This window comes from Actinomadura nitritigenes (genome assembly GCF_017573545.1).
In the GTDB taxonomy this organism is placed as follows: Bacteria; Actinomycetota; Actinomycetes; order Streptosporangiales; family Streptosporangiaceae; genus Spirillospora; species Spirillospora nitritigenes.
In genome coordinates this window covers 244870-259310 of the sequence record NZ_JAGEOK010000005.1, presented here as the reverse complement: position 1 = coordinate 259310, position 14441 = coordinate 244870, and the positions used below count along the sequence as shown (strand labels likewise).

At 70.5% G+C, this 14441-nt stretch carries 15 protein-coding genes; 10 read left to right on the top strand and 5 right to left on the bottom strand.

Annotation, left to right across the window (positions count from 1 at the left end; all coding sequences use genetic code 11):
- Positions 1–12 precede the first annotated feature (12 nt).
- From J4557_RS09360 to J4557_RS09350, 3 genes are all read right to left on the bottom strand, one after another.
- Positions 13–300: a hypothetical protein gene (locus J4557_RS09360; RefSeq protein WP_208266046.1), complete on the bottom strand. Its 288-nt coding sequence runs from the start codon at positions 298–300 to the stop codon at positions 13–15.
- 175 nt (positions 301–475) lie between these two features.
- Positions 476–976: an Hsp20/alpha crystallin family protein gene (locus tag J4557_RS09355; protein ID WP_208266045.1), complete on the bottom strand. Its 501-nt coding sequence runs from the start codon at positions 974–976 to the stop codon at positions 476–478.
- 899 nt (positions 977–1875) lie between these two features.
- Positions 1876–3105, bottom strand: coding sequence for an ROK family transcriptional regulator (locus J4557_RS09350; protein WP_208266044.1), 1230 nt, complete (start codon positions 3103–3105; stop codon positions 1876–1878).
- 148 nt (positions 3106–3253) lie between these two features.
- Between J4557_RS09350 and J4557_RS09345 the strand changes: the two genes are divergently transcribed.
- Positions 3254–4381, top strand: coding sequence for a sugar ABC transporter substrate-binding protein (locus tag J4557_RS09345; RefSeq protein WP_307799574.1), 1128 nt, complete (start codon positions 3254–3256; stop codon positions 4379–4381).
- A 201-nt stretch (positions 4382–4582) separates the two neighbouring features.
- On the opposite strand, the gene J4557_RS09340 is transcribed toward J4557_RS09345, so the two are convergent.
- Positions 4583–5191, bottom strand: a complete 609-nt coding sequence (locus J4557_RS09340; RefSeq protein WP_208266043.1) for a TetR/AcrR family transcriptional regulator — start codon at positions 5189–5191, stop codon at positions 4583–4585.
- Positions 5192–5314: 123 nt separating this feature from the next.
- Here J4557_RS09340 and J4557_RS09335 point away from each other — a divergent pair, with 123 nt between their 5' ends.
- The 4 genes from J4557_RS09335 to J4557_RS09320 all read left to right on the top strand — a co-directional run bounded on the left by J4557_RS09335 (position 5315) and on the right by J4557_RS09320 (position 7585).
- A complete protein-coding gene (locus J4557_RS09335) occupies positions 5315–5869 on the top strand; it encodes a hypothetical protein (RefSeq protein WP_307799572.1) in 555 nt (184 codons plus the stop codon).
- Positions 5870–6169: 300 nt separating this feature from the next.
- Complete coding sequence (locus J4557_RS09330; RefSeq protein WP_208266042.1) at positions 6170–6781, top strand: peptidoglycan DD-metalloendopeptidase family protein; 612 nt, start codon at positions 6170–6172, stop codon at positions 6779–6781.
- A 9-nt stretch (positions 6782–6790) separates the two neighbouring features.
- The gene (locus J4557_RS52155) at positions 6791–7048 is read left to right on the top strand and encodes a DUF3761 domain-containing protein (protein WP_208266187.1); all 258 of its coding nucleotides are present in this window, start codon (positions 6791–6793) and stop codon (positions 7046–7048) included.
- A 177-nt stretch (positions 7049–7225) separates the two neighbouring features.
- Positions 7226–7585, top strand: coding sequence for an STAS domain-containing protein (locus J4557_RS09320; protein WP_208266041.1), 360 nt, complete (start codon positions 7226–7228; stop codon positions 7583–7585).
- Positions 7586–7688: 103 nt separating this feature from the next.
- Here the strand turns inward: J4557_RS09320 and J4557_RS09315 are convergent, their stop codons facing one another.
- Positions 7689–10937, bottom strand: coding sequence for an FAD-binding and (Fe-S)-binding domain-containing protein (locus J4557_RS09315; protein WP_208266040.1), 3249 nt, complete (start codon positions 10935–10937; stop codon positions 7689–7691).
- 241 nt (positions 10938–11178) lie between these two features.
- Here J4557_RS09315 and J4557_RS09310 point away from each other — a divergent pair, with 241 nt between their 5' ends.
- The 5 genes from J4557_RS09310 (at position 11179) to J4557_RS09290 (ending at position 14427) form a co-directional block, all read left to right on the top strand.
- The gene (locus J4557_RS09310) at positions 11179–11640 is read left to right on the top strand and encodes an SRPBCC family protein (RefSeq protein WP_208266039.1); all 462 of its coding nucleotides are present in this window, start codon (positions 11179–11181) and stop codon (positions 11638–11640) included.
- Positions 11641–11652: 12 nt separating this feature from the next.
- Entirely contained in the window at positions 11653–12006 is a 354-nt protein-coding gene (locus J4557_RS09305; RefSeq protein WP_208266038.1) for an ArsR/SmtB family transcription factor, read from the top strand.
- On the top strand, positions 12003–12413 hold the full coding sequence (locus J4557_RS09300; protein WP_208266037.1) for an SRPBCC family protein: 411 nt from the start codon (positions 12003–12005) through the stop codon (positions 12411–12413). The genes J4557_RS09305 and J4557_RS09300 overlap by 4 nt, the downstream gene beginning before the upstream one ends.
- Positions 12414–12509: 96 nt before the next feature.
- Positions 12510–12752 carry a hypothetical protein gene (locus J4557_RS09295; RefSeq protein ID WP_208266036.1) on the top strand — a complete coding sequence of 81 codons (243 nt, stop codon included), beginning with the start codon at positions 12510–12512 and terminating at the stop codon, positions 12750–12752.
- A 688-nt stretch (positions 12753–13440) separates the two neighbouring features.
- On the top strand, positions 13441–14427 hold the full coding sequence (locus J4557_RS09290) for a substrate-binding domain-containing protein (protein WP_208266035.1): 987 nt from the start codon (positions 13441–13443) through the stop codon (positions 14425–14427).
- Positions 14428–14441: the final 14 nt, after the last annotated feature.

Sequence of the window (14441 nt, the reverse complement as noted above, 5' to 3'; positions counted from 1 at the left end):
GCGATCTCCTGATCAGGTTTCGGGAAATTGGACCTGCAGGACCAGCGGGCTGGCGTCGGGGCCGGTCTGGGGCTCGACGTGCATTCCCGCGGCGATGAGCGCGGTGGTGTAGGCGGCGAGCTCGGCGAAGGGGCTGAGGGTGCGGCGGCGGGCGCGGGAGGCGCAGGCGACCAGGAAGGGCTCGCCGTCGCGGCCGCCGTCGACGAAGAACCCGTCGCCGGGGTGGCAGAACTCGGGGCGTCCGGCCTTGCGGAGGATCGTCCGAATGGTCTCGGCGTCGCGGTCGCGCCGGGTGCGCAATGGCTCCCGCCAGCGTCCGTATCCGAAAGCGGGAACGTCTCCGACCTGTTCGGCGAGGGGGGACAACCTGTCATCTCCTGTACATGCGCGGGCCATCGGAGGAGGTGATGGCCAAGGGGCGTTCGGGGGTTCGGGGCGGCTAAAGGGGTTGTGGATATGCCCGTCAGAAGGAACTTCAACCGTGCGGTTTCCTGGACCACGTGTTTTGTTCGCACGACGAAGCTTCGGGATGTCCGGCCGAAAGTCCGTTCTGGTCGCCGGTGTGCTGGACGGCGACCTTGCGGGGCCTGGCCTGTTCCAGGACGGGGATGCGGACGGCCAGGACGCCGTTGTTGTAGGCGGCTTCGATGGCGTCGGCGTCCAGGTGCTCCGACAGGTAGACGCGGCGGGTGAAGGCGCCCATCGTGCGCTCGCGGACGAACACCCGCTCGTTGTCGCCGAACTCCTCCTCGCGGCGCGCGGTGACGGTCAGCACGCCGCGGTCCACGGTGACCTCGATCGAGCCCGGGTCGATACCGGGCAGGTCGAACCGCAGCACCACATCGTCGGCGCGGCGGATCCCGTCCATCGGCATGCCCGCACCGTCCCCGCGACCGCCCAGCCCCGCCTGCCGGACCGCACGGTCGAACTGACGCTCGAACTCCTGCACGAACGGATCGATCGACGTCAGCAGCATCCTTGCTCACCTCCGAAGATCCCCGGGACCTCCACACCCCGGGACTACCACTGCCTCACAGGAAGAACCCTGCAACTGAAATTGTAAGTACCGCGCCGCCGCGGTCGTCAAACACCGGTGTGAGCGCCCACCCGTCCTCCAGGTCAGGTTCTAGCCGCAGAGCGCCTGTTCGGCCAGGTCAACCAGATGAGTTGCTGGTGCGAGCGCCGAGCTGCAAAGCGCTTCGCCGGCCGGACCGGCGCGGCCGGTCACCGCCGCTCGAAAGGTCTCCGGGGGCGTGTCCGGACGCTGCTTGACATGTTCCTGTAACTCTAGGTATGGAGATGTTGAATCGGTCGTTGGCCTGGTGACGCTGGTAGAGGCTCCGGGAGGCGATCGAGATGCGGGGCATGGCCCGGACGTGGGCGCCGCGGCGGGACGTCCGCGAGTTCGCGGAGCTGGTCTACGCCGACGAGCAGTGGCTGCGGGACGAGTTCGACGCCTTGGTCGCGGCGAACTACGGCACGCCGCCCGCCCGGCCCGGGCCGCCCGCTCCTCCGGACACTCCGCCGACCGGGCGGCCGTGGCGATATCTCGTGCCGATGGTCCCTGAGCGTCTCTCGGACAGGGGCCCGACCGCCGCCGGCAGAGGGATCCGGCGGCAGCGCTCACCTCCGCCGCGCACAAGCCCGCTTCGCATCGGTGGTTCCGCCGCAACCTGGAGGCCGGCTCCCGCGACGGCCCGGCCATGACGCACTCGACGGCGGACCCGCAGCAACGCACGGCGACGGAAGGGAGGAAACGGCAGGAGGAAGAGAGTCTCGCTCAGCGTCAGCGCAGCGGCCAGGCCCGCGAGTCCCCCCTCGATCCTCGCCGGCCTGGCCGCTGCCATGCCCGACCGCGGAAGGCGGCCTACGTCCTCACCCGCGCCCGCTCCCGGCATCCGGGGGTGTGCGGTCGAAGTGCGGCGCCAGCAGGCGGGCGGACGTCTGACGGGTCGCGAGGACGATCGCCCCGAACACCTCGGCGCGGTCGCCGAGAACGCTCCCGGTGACGGTGATGCCCTGGTTGATCGCCGGGGGGAGGCGGTCGCCCAGGACTTCGCGGATCCCGTCGAGCAGGGGACGGCCGAGCGCGGCGACCTGCCCGCCGACGACGACCATCCGTGGTTCGAGCATCGCGCAGATGCCCGCGAGCGCCCGGCCGACCATGCGGCCGGCGTCGGTGACCACCCGCCGGGCTCCCGGATCGTCGGCGGCGAGCAGGGCCACCACGTCGGTGATCGTGGTGTCCGGACCTCGCGTGCGGGAGAAGGCGGCGGTGAGCGCCTGCGCCCCCACGGCGGTCTCCAGGCAGCCCCGGTTCCCGCAGCGGCAGACGTAGCCGCCGTCGACCACGGCGATGTGGCCGAGCTCGCCCGCCGTCCCGGTGGCGCCCTGGTACGAGCGGCCGTCCAGGATCAGCCCGGCGCCCACGCCGTCCGACAGCATGATGTAGATCAGGTCGTCCACGCCGCGTCCGGCGCCGAAGGTCCATTCGGCGAGGGCGCCCAGGTTGGCGTCGTTCCCCACGTGCACCGGCAGGCCGATGCGCCTGTTCAGATGCGCCGCGATGTCGGCGTCGGTCCAGCCGGACAGCATGGACGGCAGGCTCAGTGTGTGGGAGCGCGACTGGACGGGCGCCGACACCGCGACGCCCATGCCGAAGATGCGCCCGGCGTCCCGTCCCACGGTCGCGACCAGGTCGAGGGCGGTGTCCGCGATGAACTCGAGGGCCTCGTCCGGACGGTGGTCGACGTCGATCTCGCGGTGGTGCTCGCCCAGGACGCCGCCGGACAGGTCGGCCAGCAGCACGCGGACGTCGGTGTGGCGCAGGTGCACGCCGAGCAGCCCGCCGCCCTCGGGATTGAGCGTGAGCGGGGTCGCGGGACGACCTCCCCGGGCCGTCGAGGGGACCGCTCCGTCGGCCGACTCGGTCAGGACGCCCTCGGCGAGGAGCGCGGTGACGAGGCCGGAGACGGTGGTCCGGGACAGGCCGGTCGCCCGGGCGATGTCGACCCTGCTGATCCGGCCGTGCCGCCGGACGGCATCGATGACCAGCAGCCGGTTGCGCGAGCGCAGCGAGGTGAGGGAGCCGGGAGCGTCGTCCACGGTGCCGACCCTAGAGGTTTATCCGGACTCTGTACAAACTATGGCCGTTTCCGGCCTTATTCGTTCTTGACGCTGATTAACCTGCGTTCCTACAGTTCAGCAAAGCCGACGGCCTGACGGAGGCCTGGCTCCACCCCCTGGAGTTGACGTGCGCGAGAACACATCGACGCTGCTCGTGAGGCGGACACTCCTCCGCAGAGGGATGGCCGGCCTGACCGCATTGGCGGCGGCGTCGGCGCTGACCCTTTCCGCGTGCGGGAATTCGGACGACGATTCCAAGGGCGGTTCCGGGTCGGGGGCGGTGAAGGGCAAGGTCGGCGTGATCCTGCCCGACACGACCTCGTCCACCCGGTGGGAGAGCTTCGACCGGCCGTACCTCGAGCAGGCGTTCAAGACGGCGGGCGTCCAGTACGACATCCAGAACGCCGAGGGCTCGACCCAGCGGTTCCAGACGATCGCCGACCAGATGCTCACGAGCGGGGTAAGCGTGCTGCTGGTGACGGGACTCGACTCGAACTCCGCGGCGGCCGTGCAGCGCAAGGCCCGGTCGCAGGGCGTCAAGACGATCGACTACGACCGGCTGACGCTGGGCGGGGTGTCGGACTACTACGTCTCCTTCGACAACGTCCGTGTCGGCGAGGAACTGGGCAAGGGCCTGCAGAAGTGCTTGGGCGACAAGCCGGCCAACATCGCCTACCTCAATGGCTCGCCGACCGACAACAACGCCACCCTCTTCGCCCAGGGCGCGCACAACATCCTGGACAAGGTCTCCAGCTACAAGAAGGTGGCCGAACAGGCGGTCCCCGATTGGAAGCCGGAGAAGGCGGCGACCATCTTCGAGCAGATCTGGACCGAGCAGCACGGCAAGATCGACGGGGTGCTGGCCGCCAACGACAACCTCGGCAACGCCGCGATCGCGGTGGCCAAGAAGAACCAGGAGGGCGGCAAGGTCGCGGTCACCGGGCAGGACGCCACCCTCCAGGGACTGCAGAACATCCTGGACGGCACCCAGTGCATGACCGTCTACAAGCCCGTCAAGCAGGAGGCCGACGCCGCCTCCAAGCTCGCCATCTCCCTGCTGAAGGGCCAGAAGGGCGAGACCAGCGCCACCGTGAACGACCCGCAGGGAAAGCGGGACGTGCCCTCGGTGCTGCTCACCCCGATCGGGATCTTCAAGGACAACGTCAAGCAGGTCGTGGCCGACGGGTTCGTCAAGGCCGCGGATCTGTGCAAGGGCGCCTACGCGGCGAAGTGCAAGGACGCCGGAATCCAGTGACCGGAACGGCGTAGGGCCGCCGGCTGACGAGGCCGGCGGGACGGATGCGCCCGTCGCGGCTCCCGCGGCGGGCGCTCACCGTTTCGATCCGGCCGCTTGAAGAGAGCCGCAATGGCGGGGAATTTCCATTCGGTGCCGATGTCCCGGCAGGTCATCCCGACCGTTGCGCAGACCGAGAAACGTCCTCGGCGCCTCGGATGTTCAGGCCGGCGCCGGACCCCGCCTGCCTGCTTCGGCATGGGCCTCCAACAGGCCGTCGACCCCGCGCAGGAAGGTTTCGCAGACCAGTTCCGGGTCGAAGAGGCAACCGGAAGCCATGGCGCCGTCACGCAGCATCACGAAATGCCGTGCAGCGAGTTCGGCAGGTGTCTTCCGGATGCGCGCCAGCAACTCGGTCACGGTGTCCAGGAACCATTGCCGGTGGGCGATCACGGCTTTGTGCACGGGGTGATCGGGGTCGGGGTATTCGGCGGCGGCGTTCAGGAAGGCGCATCCCCGGAAATCGGGGGACCGGATGCCCTGCGCGATGGACTCGCCGATGGCCCGGATGGTGTCGGCCGCCGGTAGCCCGTGGGCGACGGCATCGTCCACCTGGGCGCGCATGGCCCGGTCCACCTCGTCCAGATAGGCGAGGATGAGGTCTTCCTTGCCGGGGAAGTGCCGGTAGAGAGTGGCCCGCGTCACCCGCGCCTCCGCGACGATCCGGTCGATCCCGACCGAGTGGATCCCCTCCGCGTAGAAGATCCTCGTCGCCGTGCCGAGCAGGCGGTCGCGCGCCTCGGAGGGCCGGCCTCCGGATTCTCGCCCCATGGGGCCATCGTAGCGAGTAGAACGTTCGGTCTTGACAGGGTGCGTCCAGGTTGCGATGGTGAGCGAAGACAGAACGTTCGTTCTACCTCCCCTGGACGGTTCGCCGTCCTGGAAAGGACCACTGTGACCGCCATCGCCTCGAAGAGCATCGCCGGGACCGCCGACACCCTGCGGCGGCTGTACTTCGCCCGCTTCGGATTCGCCGTCGTCTGGGCCCTCGTGATGTTCACGACCGCCTCCGACCTGGGCCCTCTCGCGGTCACTCTGCTGGTGCTCTACCCGCTGTTCGACGTGGCCGCCGCCGTCATCGACGCCCGCGCGTCGCGCAGTACCGGTTCGCCCGTGCTGCTGTACGTGAACATCGCGATCAGCCTGCTCGCCGCCGGCGGCGTTGCCATCGCCTGCGCTTCCGGCATTCCGGCGGTCCTGCGGGTCTGGGGCGCCTGGGCCGTCGCGGCCGGGCTCGTCCAGCTGATCGTGGGCGTCACTCGCCGCGCGATGGGCGGCCAGTGGCCGATGATCATCAGCGGTGCCATCTCCGTGGTCGCCGGCGCTTCGTTCATCGTCGGTGCCTCCGCCGAAGACCCGACGCTGGCCAACGCGGCCGGCTACGCCGTCCCCGGCGGCCTCTTCTTCCTGCTCTCGGCCGTCCGTCTCGGCCGCACCGCGAAGAGTTGACGGGCGTCGATCCCCTGAACGGCCCGCGCAGTGACGGCGAGGGCCTTCGCCTGGCGCGCAATCACCATTTCAGTGGCATCATCGCGAAATAGCAGAACTGATCACCTCCTTGGTTGATCCGCTGGTCGCAGCGGTTCTGTAGCGCACTGCTCCGGGTGCATGTATTGCCTGGAATGTCTCCCTGGTATTGCAGTTATCGCTGCACGTCCGGTGATTTCCCTGATACCTGTGTGAGTTGCAGGCATGCACCGTCGAATTCGGGTCCCGATGAGGGACCTGGTTCGGACAGAAGGGGAAATCATGGGCAGAAATACTAGGAAGCGCGCAGGCGCGGGAATCGTCTCCCTGGCGGCGGTCCCGTTGGCCATGGCCCTGGGCGGCCCGGCGCCGGCCGCCCTGGCGCGCACCGCGCCCGCCGCCCCCGGGGCGCCGTCCTCGCTGGTGCGCGCGAACATGTCGTACGCGCTGTACCAGGCCCGAGGAGGCCGGATCACCTGCGGGTTCGACGGCTACACCACCACCCGCGGCCGGCACGAGGGCATCGACATCGCCCGCGGCGTCGGGTCGGACGTGCACGCCCTGGTCGGCGGAAGGGTCATCTACGTCGCGCGCGGTCACACCGGCAGGTCGGGGCTGTCCACGATCTCCATCTACAACGCCTCGCTGAGGAAGACGGTGATCTACCTGCACTCCGCGCCGCGGCCCTCCCTGCGCGTGGGCCAGACGGTCAACCGCGGGCAGGTCATCGCCGACGAGTCGTGGAACGGGGTGTCGAGCCGCTCGACCGCGCACACCCACGTCGAGATGCGTCTCGGCAGCCGGACGCACGCGGCCAAGAGCGTCGGCGACCCGCACCTGGACAACCCGAACCCGGGCCGGTTCTGGAACTCCCAGGGCTACAACGTCCGATAGCGGGCCGAGATCTGCCCGAGCACGAAGTCGTCGGCCGCCCGAGACTCCCTTCCTCGGGGAGATCGGGCGGCCGCGGCCTGGCCATGTCGCCAAGGCAGTTCGCGAACGCCGACCAGGAGAACCGCGAGGAAGGCCGCCCCCGCCGCCCCCGCTCGACCGGCGAATCCGGCCGGAGCCTCGGCTGTGTGCCGGGACGGCACGCCGTCCTATTCGGCGCATCGGCGGGGTGCGTGCTCCCATCACGGCGGAGTCGCCCGCTGGTCGTGAGACGGGCGGTGCGTCGATGCGGCGGAGCACGCCGGACGGCGCGGATGAGTGGCGCGCAGGGCAATGGTCTCGATGTGCCGCCGCTCGCGGATTCTTTGCCCGTGCATGAATGGATGCGCCGTTTGTTGGTACGTCTAGCCTTCCCGGAAGTGGTGAAGCGAGGCGGGAGGTGGCGGCATGACCGCGACACCGAGCGTGCGGCCGCTCGGTCCGAGGTTGCTGGTGGACGTCGCGGCCGCGGATTCGTGGCTGGTGATCGAGCTGCATGGAGAGCTGGACATCGCCACGGTGCCTGCGGTGGTGGAGCAGGCGGAGACGGCGATCGCGATGGCGGGAGCGCCGCGTCTGGCGCTGGACCTGTCGCGGGTGAGCTTCTGCGACTCATCAGCGATCAACGCGTTCATCCGGCTGTGGAAACGGCTGCGCGGGGCGGGTGGCGAGTTGGCGTTGCTTCGGCCTCACAGAAGGGTCGCCACAGTGCTGAGGCGCACCGGCCTGGACCGCGTCCTGCGGATCTGCGAGGCGCTCCCGGCCTGAGCGAGACCGTTCCCCGGTCTAAGCCCGTCACCGCGTCGTCCCTCGTGTCGCCAGACACGTCTGGGGTGCTCTGATCGACCTGCCGGCACCGCCGGGTGGTGGTTCAGCTCATGCCGGGCCACCTGGTGGAGGAGGGGAGCAACTGGGCGATCGTGCTGCGGGCCCGCCTCGTCGGCGTCATCGGGCTCGGGCGCAGTGCCCGGTACGCCGCGTATGTACCGGCCGCGCCCAGCGCCCCGGCGCCGAGCGCGGCGGTGATGCGGGCGGCGCGCATGCCGAGCGGCGGTGCCGGTCTCCGGCCCTGTCCGGCCTTTTCCGGCCTGCCGGTGACGGGACGTCCGTCCTGTTCGCGGGCCAGGCGCATGAGCTGGGCGATGTGCAGGGCGCGGCGGCCCGTCCCGGCGTCCTGGATCTGGGTCTTGCAGGAGAAGCCGTTCGCGACGATCGCGGTGGTGTCGTCGGCGTCGCGGACGGCGGGCAGCAGCGCCTGCTCGCCGCAGTCCATCGAGATGCCGTACTTGCCGTTCTCGAATCCCCAGGATCCGGCGAGGCCGCAGCAGCCGCCCTTGAGGCTCTCGGTGTCCAGGCCCATCCGTTCGAGGACCTTCTTCTCGGTGTCGACGCCGCCGGTCGCGCGGTGGTGGCAGTGCCCCCACAGCAGCGCCTTGCCGCCGCCGGTCAGCTTCGGCGGGGCGATGTCGTACCGGTGGAAGAACTCGGCGAAGTGGTGGACGTTGCGGGCGAGCCGCTCGGCGTCGTCGTCGTGGGGGAGCAGCTTGGTCAGCTCGTCCTTGAAGACGGCCAGGCAGCTCGGCTCCATCCCGACCACCGGAGTGCCGGCGCGGACGTGCGGGCGCAGCACGTCCAGCACGTTGTGCAGGTAGCGCTCGGCCATGTCCAGGAAGCCGTAGTCGTAGAGCGGGCGGCCGCAGCACACGTGGCCCTCCGGCATGGTCACCTGCCAGCCGGCGGCCTCGATCGCCTCGACGCACGCCACGCCGACGTCGGTGTGGAAGTGGTTGTTGAAGGTGTCGGGGAACAGCACGACGGGCCGCCCGTGCGGGTTCGCGGTGCCGCCGCGCTCGGCGAACCACCGTTGCAGCGTCATCGGCGCGAACCGGGGCAGCGGGCGGCGCCGGTCGATGCCCGCGACGAGCTTCGCCAGCCGCGCCAGGCCCGGCGTGTGCGTCGCGAGGTTCGCGATCTCCGGCATCCGGGACGCGATCCGCGCGGCCTGGTCGATGAAGCCGAACGCGTAGGCGTACCGGGGACGCCACCGCCGCGCCGACTTGTAGTGGTGGTACAGGAACTCCGACTTGTAGGTCGGGACGTCCACGCTGACCGGGCAGTCGTTGGTGCAGCCCTTGCAGGCCAGGCACAGGTCGAGGACCTCCGCGACCTCCTTGGACTGCCAGCCGTCGGTGATCGCCTCGCCCTGCAGCATCTCGAACAGCAGCCGGGCCCGGCCGCGGGTGCTGTGCTTCTCCTCGCGGGTCACCTGGTAGCTCGGGCACATCGTGTTCGTCGCCTGCGGGACGCGGCACTCGCCGATCCCGACGCAGCGCAGCGTCGCGTGCGCGAAGTCGCCGCCGTCCTCGGTGTAGGCGAACTTCACCTCGGGACGCGGCGGGTTGTAGCCGGTGCCGAGCCGGAGGTTCTCGTCCAGCCGGTAGGGGTCGATGACCTTGCCGGGGTTCATCTTCCCGTCCGGGTCCCAGATGAGCTTGAACTCGCGCATCGCCTGGATGAGCTCCGGACCGTACTGCTTCTCCAGCAGCTCGCCGCGCTGCTGCCCGTCGCCGTGCTCGCCGGACACCGACCCGCCGAACGAGGTGACGAGGTCCGCCGCCTCCTCCATGAACGCGCGGTAGCGGGCGAGACCCTCGGCGGAGCGCAGGTCGAAGCTCATCCGGGAGTGGATGCAGCCCTGCGCGAAGTGCCCGTACATGGCGCCGTCGATGCCGTGCCTGTCCATGACCTGGCGGAGCGCCCGCACGTACTCGCCGGTCTTGGGCGGCGGGACGGCCGAGTCCTCCCAGCCGGGCCAGTGGTCCTTGCCGGGCGGGAACGCGGTGGAGCCGAGGCCGGCCTCCCGTATCGTCCAGAGCTCCTGGCTGGCGCCGCCCTCCTGCTTGCTCTTCTCCAGGAGGACGCGGTCGCGGTCATAGCCCTTCTCGCCGACGAGCCATTCGACGAACCGCTCCGCCCGGCCGACCGACTCCTCCTCGGTGTTGGCGCCGAACTGGACGAGCAGCCACGCTCCGCCGCCCGCGCGCGGCAGCTCCTGGATGTCGGAGAGGTTCTTGCCCTCCATCCGCTGGTCGTGGATCAGCTTGTGGTCGAGGGCCTCCAGCCCGATCGGGCGGAACCGCTCGATCATCTCGCCGGTGTGCTCGGCGGCGTCCGCCAGGTCCGCGTACTCGACGACCACGAGGGTGCGCTGCAGCAGCGCCGGGGTGAGGAGCAGCACCGCCTGCAGAGCGGTCGCGCAGGTGCTCTCGGTGCCGACCAGGGCGCGCGCGACATTGAAGCCCCGCTCCGGCAGCAGCTCGTCCAGGTTGTACCCCGACACGCGGCGCGGCATGTCCTCCACCGACGGGAAGCCCGCGCGGATCGCGTCGGCGTACCGGTCGCGCAGGTCGCGGAGCGCCGCGTAGATCTCGCCCTTCCGGCCGCCCGCCGCGATGATCTCGTCCAGCCGGTCCTCCTCATTCACGCCGACCCAGAACCGGTCGCCGCCGTAGGTGACGATCTCCAGCGCGTGGACGTTGTCGGACGTGCGCGGCCCCGGCCCGTACAGCTGCGACTGGACCGAGTGGATGCCGCAGGAGTTGTTGCCGATGTTGCCGCCGATCACGCACCGCGAGTGCGACGACGGGTCCGGCCCGAACACCAGCCCGGCCTTCCCGCCGGTGTGCCGGTTCAGCTCCTCGTTGATGACACCGGGCTCGCAGGTGACGCGGCGGTTCTCGGCGTCCAGTTCGCCGATGCGGGTCAGGTACTTGGAGTGGTCGATGACGACCGCGTAGTTGACGGTCTCGCCCGACAGGCTCGTCCCGCCGCCCCGGTTCAGCACGGGCGCGCCGTACTCCTTGCAGATCCGATGCACGGCCACGACGTCGTCCAGCGTCTTCGGGACGACGACGCCGATCGGCACCTGCCGGTAGTTCGACGCGTCGTTGGCGTAGAGCGCTCGGGCGCCGTCGTCGAAGCGGACCTCGCCCTCGACCGCCTTGGCCAGCGCCTTCGCCAGCTTCCCGACGTCGATGACCTGGCTGCCGCGCGGCGGTCCGGGCATCGAGGGGACCGCCTTCGCGGGCACCTCCATGGTCGCGGAACGTCTGCCTGCCATGAGAGCCCCCTGTTCGTCCCCGGGCCGCAGCGCCGCGGCATGCCGCCCCTGGTTCCTCGCCTGTGCCCGTACCTGTTGATCGGGCGCGTTGATAAGTACCTATCGCGGCGCTGCCCAAACGCCCGCGCCGGCGACGGGCCGGGGGTGCGCCCACCCGTTGACAAGCAGCCGGGCCTCCGCCTAGATTCACAAGCAACTACTTGTACAAGAGGTTGCTTGTACAAGACGGAAGGGGATCGAGATGACCGGCACCACCAGCACGCGGGACGCGGACTTCACCGCGGTCCTGAACCTGCCCGCCACGCCCGCCGCCGTGGCGGCGCTGTTCACCTCCGCCGCCGGCGTCAGCCGCTGGTGGGGGCCGACCGAAGGCGACGGGGCGGTCGGCGGCACCCTCGTCACCGGGTTCGGCGAGCACGGCGCCAACGCGATGCGCGTCCTGGAGTCCGGACCCGACCGTGTGGTCTGGGAGTCGATCGCGCCGGACGGGGCCGTGCCCACCGGCCACACCAGGGAGTGGCTCGGCACGAGGATGGAGTTCGACATCGCCCCCGCCGACGGCGGCACCGAGCTGCGCTTCCGGCACGCCGGCCTGACCCCGCGGCTCGACTGCTGGGACGCCTGCGTCGACGCCTGGAGGCATTTCATGGCGAGCATCGAGACCCTCGCCGAAACCGGCACCGGCACCCCGTTCGGGACGTGAGATCCTGGCCCGATGACCGAGCGGAAGCAGGCGGTGCCCGCGGCGCCCGACGCGGTGCTGCGGGCGCTCGCCGACCCCCACCGCCGGCAGATCCTGCGCCTGGTCCAGCACACCGAGCTGGCCGCGGGCCAGATCGCGGCGTCCTTCCCCCTCACCCAGCAGGCGGTCAGCCAGCACATCGGCGTGCTGAAGCAGGCGGGCCTGCTCACCGAGCGCCGTGAGGGGACCCGCCGCCTCTACGCGCTGCGCCACGAAGCCCTGGAGCCGGTGCGCGAGCTGCTCTCGGAGTTCTGGCCGGACGCCCTCGGCCGCCTGAAAAGGGCAGTGGAGACAGCCCACCCGCGTCCACCGAAGGGGCCGCAGTGACCGCCGAGATCCGCGACGGAGCCGTCCTCGCCACCGAGCACATCAAGGCGCCGCCCGAGGTCGTGTTCCCCTACTTCACCGATCCCGCGCTCATCGTCACGTGGCTCGGCGACCGGGCCGACCTCGACCCGCGGCCGGGCGGCGCGTTCGCGCTCGACATGGGCGAGACCCTCGTCCGCGGCGTCTATGTCACCGTCGACCCGCCCCATCGCGCCGTGTTCACCTGGGGGGTCCCCGGCGACGACGCGCTGCCGCCCGGGGAGTCGACCGTCGAGGTCGTGCTGACCCCCGACGCCGACGGGACGAGGGTCGTGCTCACCCACCGCGGCCTGCCGGCCGTCCACCTGGACGGCCACCGCGCCGGCTGGGAGGGCAGGCTCGGCTCGCTGCCCGCCGCGGCCGGCTGATCGGCGACGCGAAATCCGCACAGAGGACGCATTGCGTTGCGGCCGTCCACACCGGAGGCCGGAGCCATGCGCCCTGCCCCTCGATGGATCGCCAAAGTGGTCGTCGCTTGGGCGGTGATGATGGCCGGCGCCTTCGTCGCAGGCCAGGCGTGGCGCGGTGAGTCGCTGGTGATCGGTGCGGTGTTCAGCCTGATGCTGGCCGCGATGGTCACCGCGCTCAGCGTCGTGGTGGATCGCGACGGCCACGCCGGTCGACGTCGCCGTGAGGCCGACGCGCTGCGCCGGATGGTGTACGGCGACGAGCGCCCCCGGACATGCCGAGATGATCTGCGGCCATGACGAGACCGTGAGGTGCCGGGGCATCTGACGATCGTCGGCCGCGGCCTGGCCCGGCCGGCCGATGAGCCCCGCACCGGCCGGCGCCCCCGAAGGGCCAGGTCGAACAGGTGGTGCGGCCGGAACGGTTTCCCCGAGGGCGCCGTTCCGGCGCCGGATTCCGGCTGCCTTTCCCCCGATCAGGCCGTAGCACTTTTCGACTCCATCGAGCCGCTTTCCCCGTCGGCCGATCACGTGCGATCACCGTGCTCGGCGAGCGGTGACGATGAGAGTCGTTCCGGTCGCCCGACCGGAACCCACCAGGCTTCTTCGTGTTCCTCCCGCTGCGTCAGGTCGTCGAGTCGATCAAGGGACGGCCGGACTCATCATGATTCTCCTTCGCGGCCCCGGTGTCATTGATGGCCGGCGCACGAATCGTTGACATTCAGCGCAACGGCGCTCGCCTGGCGTGCGCGTCGATCGGCGAGGGACCGAGCGAGATCGCGGCGCCGGTCCCCGATGGCGTGCTCGCGGGGGCGGCCGGCCTCGCGACGGTGCGGGGAGGGGGCGGGCTCATCTTTGCAGGTCAAGCGGGCCAGCGCCGAGTGCCGTCCGACATGGTGCTCAGATGAGCAAAATGCCACGCAAATGTTGCGCCTGCATGAACGGGGTTCTTACGGTGTGACCCCCAGCACAACCCCGGGAGGGCAAGATGCGCAGAACGTTCCTGGCAGGGGCGCTCGCGACGGTGGTCACGGTGGCATCGGCATGCTCGGTGTCGACCGGGCCGAGCGGTGGCTCGGCGCACAAGGGCGGCGACGGCGGCCAGCTGACGATCGGCTTCAGCGAGGTCACCCAGCAGTCGCCGTTCTACGTCCAGCTGAAGGACGGGGCGCAGCAGGCGGCGGCCAAGGCGGGGGCCAAGCTGCTGTTCGCGGACGCCAACGGCGACGTCACCAAGCAGAACAACGACATCCAGGACCTGATCACGCGGGGCGTGGACGTCCTGCTGGTCAACCCGGTGGATCCGAAGGGCGCCGCCGCGGGGCTGGCGGCGGCCAAGGCCGCGAAGATCCCCGTCATCACCCTGGACCGGCCGGTCCCGGAGGGGGCGGTGTCGCACGTCGGGCGCGACAACGTGCAGATGGGCAAGCTGGTGGGGCAGCGGCTCGCGCAGGCGCTCGGCCCGGCCGGCGGCAAGGTCATCGAGATCCAGGGCGACGCCGGCGGCGCGGTCGCCCGGGACCGCGGGAACGGCTTCGCGCAGGGCGTTCAGGGCAACCCGAAGATCAAGATCGTCAAGGGCCCGTACTGCGACTACATCCGGTCCAAGGCGGTCAGCGCCATGCAGGACCTGCTGCAGGCGAACCCCGACGTGAAGGCCGTGTACGCGCAGAACGACGACATGGCCCTCGGTGCCCTGCAGGTGCTGCGGGAGAACAAGCGGACCGACGTCAAGGTCGCCGGTGTGGACGGGCTCATGGAGGCGGTGAAGCTCATCCCGCAGGGCCAGTTCGTCGCCACCGCCCTCAACGACCCGATCAGCGAGGCCGCGCAGGCGGTGCAGACCGCGGTGAAGGTCGGGCACGGCGAGAAGGTCGCGCCCTACGTCGACGCGGGGACGGCCCTGATCGACCCGGCCGACGCGGCGAAGTACAGCGGCTCCAGCGTGTTCGCCCCCGCGCAGTCCGCGTCCTGAGCCCGAGAAACGCA

Coding starts and splice junctions, on each gene's coding strand:
- J4557_RS09320 (WP_208266041.1), top strand. CDS start 7,226: ATGACCGCGACACCGAGCGTGCGGCCGCTCGGTCCGAGGTTGCTGGTG.
- J4557_RS09305 (WP_208266038.1), top strand. CDS start 11,653: ATGACCGAGCGGAAGCAGGCGGTGCCCGCGGCGCCCGACGCGGTGCTG.
- J4557_RS09340 (WP_208266043.1), bottom strand. CDS start 5,191: ATGGGGCGAGAATCCGGAGGCCGGCCCTCCGAGGCGCGCGACCGCCTG.
- J4557_RS09315 (WP_208266040.1), bottom strand. CDS start 10,937: ATGGCAGGCAGACGTTCCGCGACCATGGAGGTGCCCGCGAAGGCGGTC.
- J4557_RS09290 (WP_208266035.1), top strand. CDS start 13,441: ATGCGCAGAACGTTCCTGGCAGGGGCGCTCGCGACGGTGGTCACGGTG.
- J4557_RS09355 (WP_208266045.1), bottom strand. CDS start 976: ATGCTGCTGACGTCGATCGATCCGTTCGTGCAGGAGTTCGAGCGTCAG.
- J4557_RS09310 (WP_208266039.1), top strand. CDS start 11,179: ATGACCGGCACCACCAGCACGCGGGACGCGGACTTCACCGCGGTCCTG.
- J4557_RS09330 (WP_208266042.1), top strand. CDS start 6,170: ATGGGCAGAAATACTAGGAAGCGCGCAGGCGCGGGAATCGTCTCCCTG.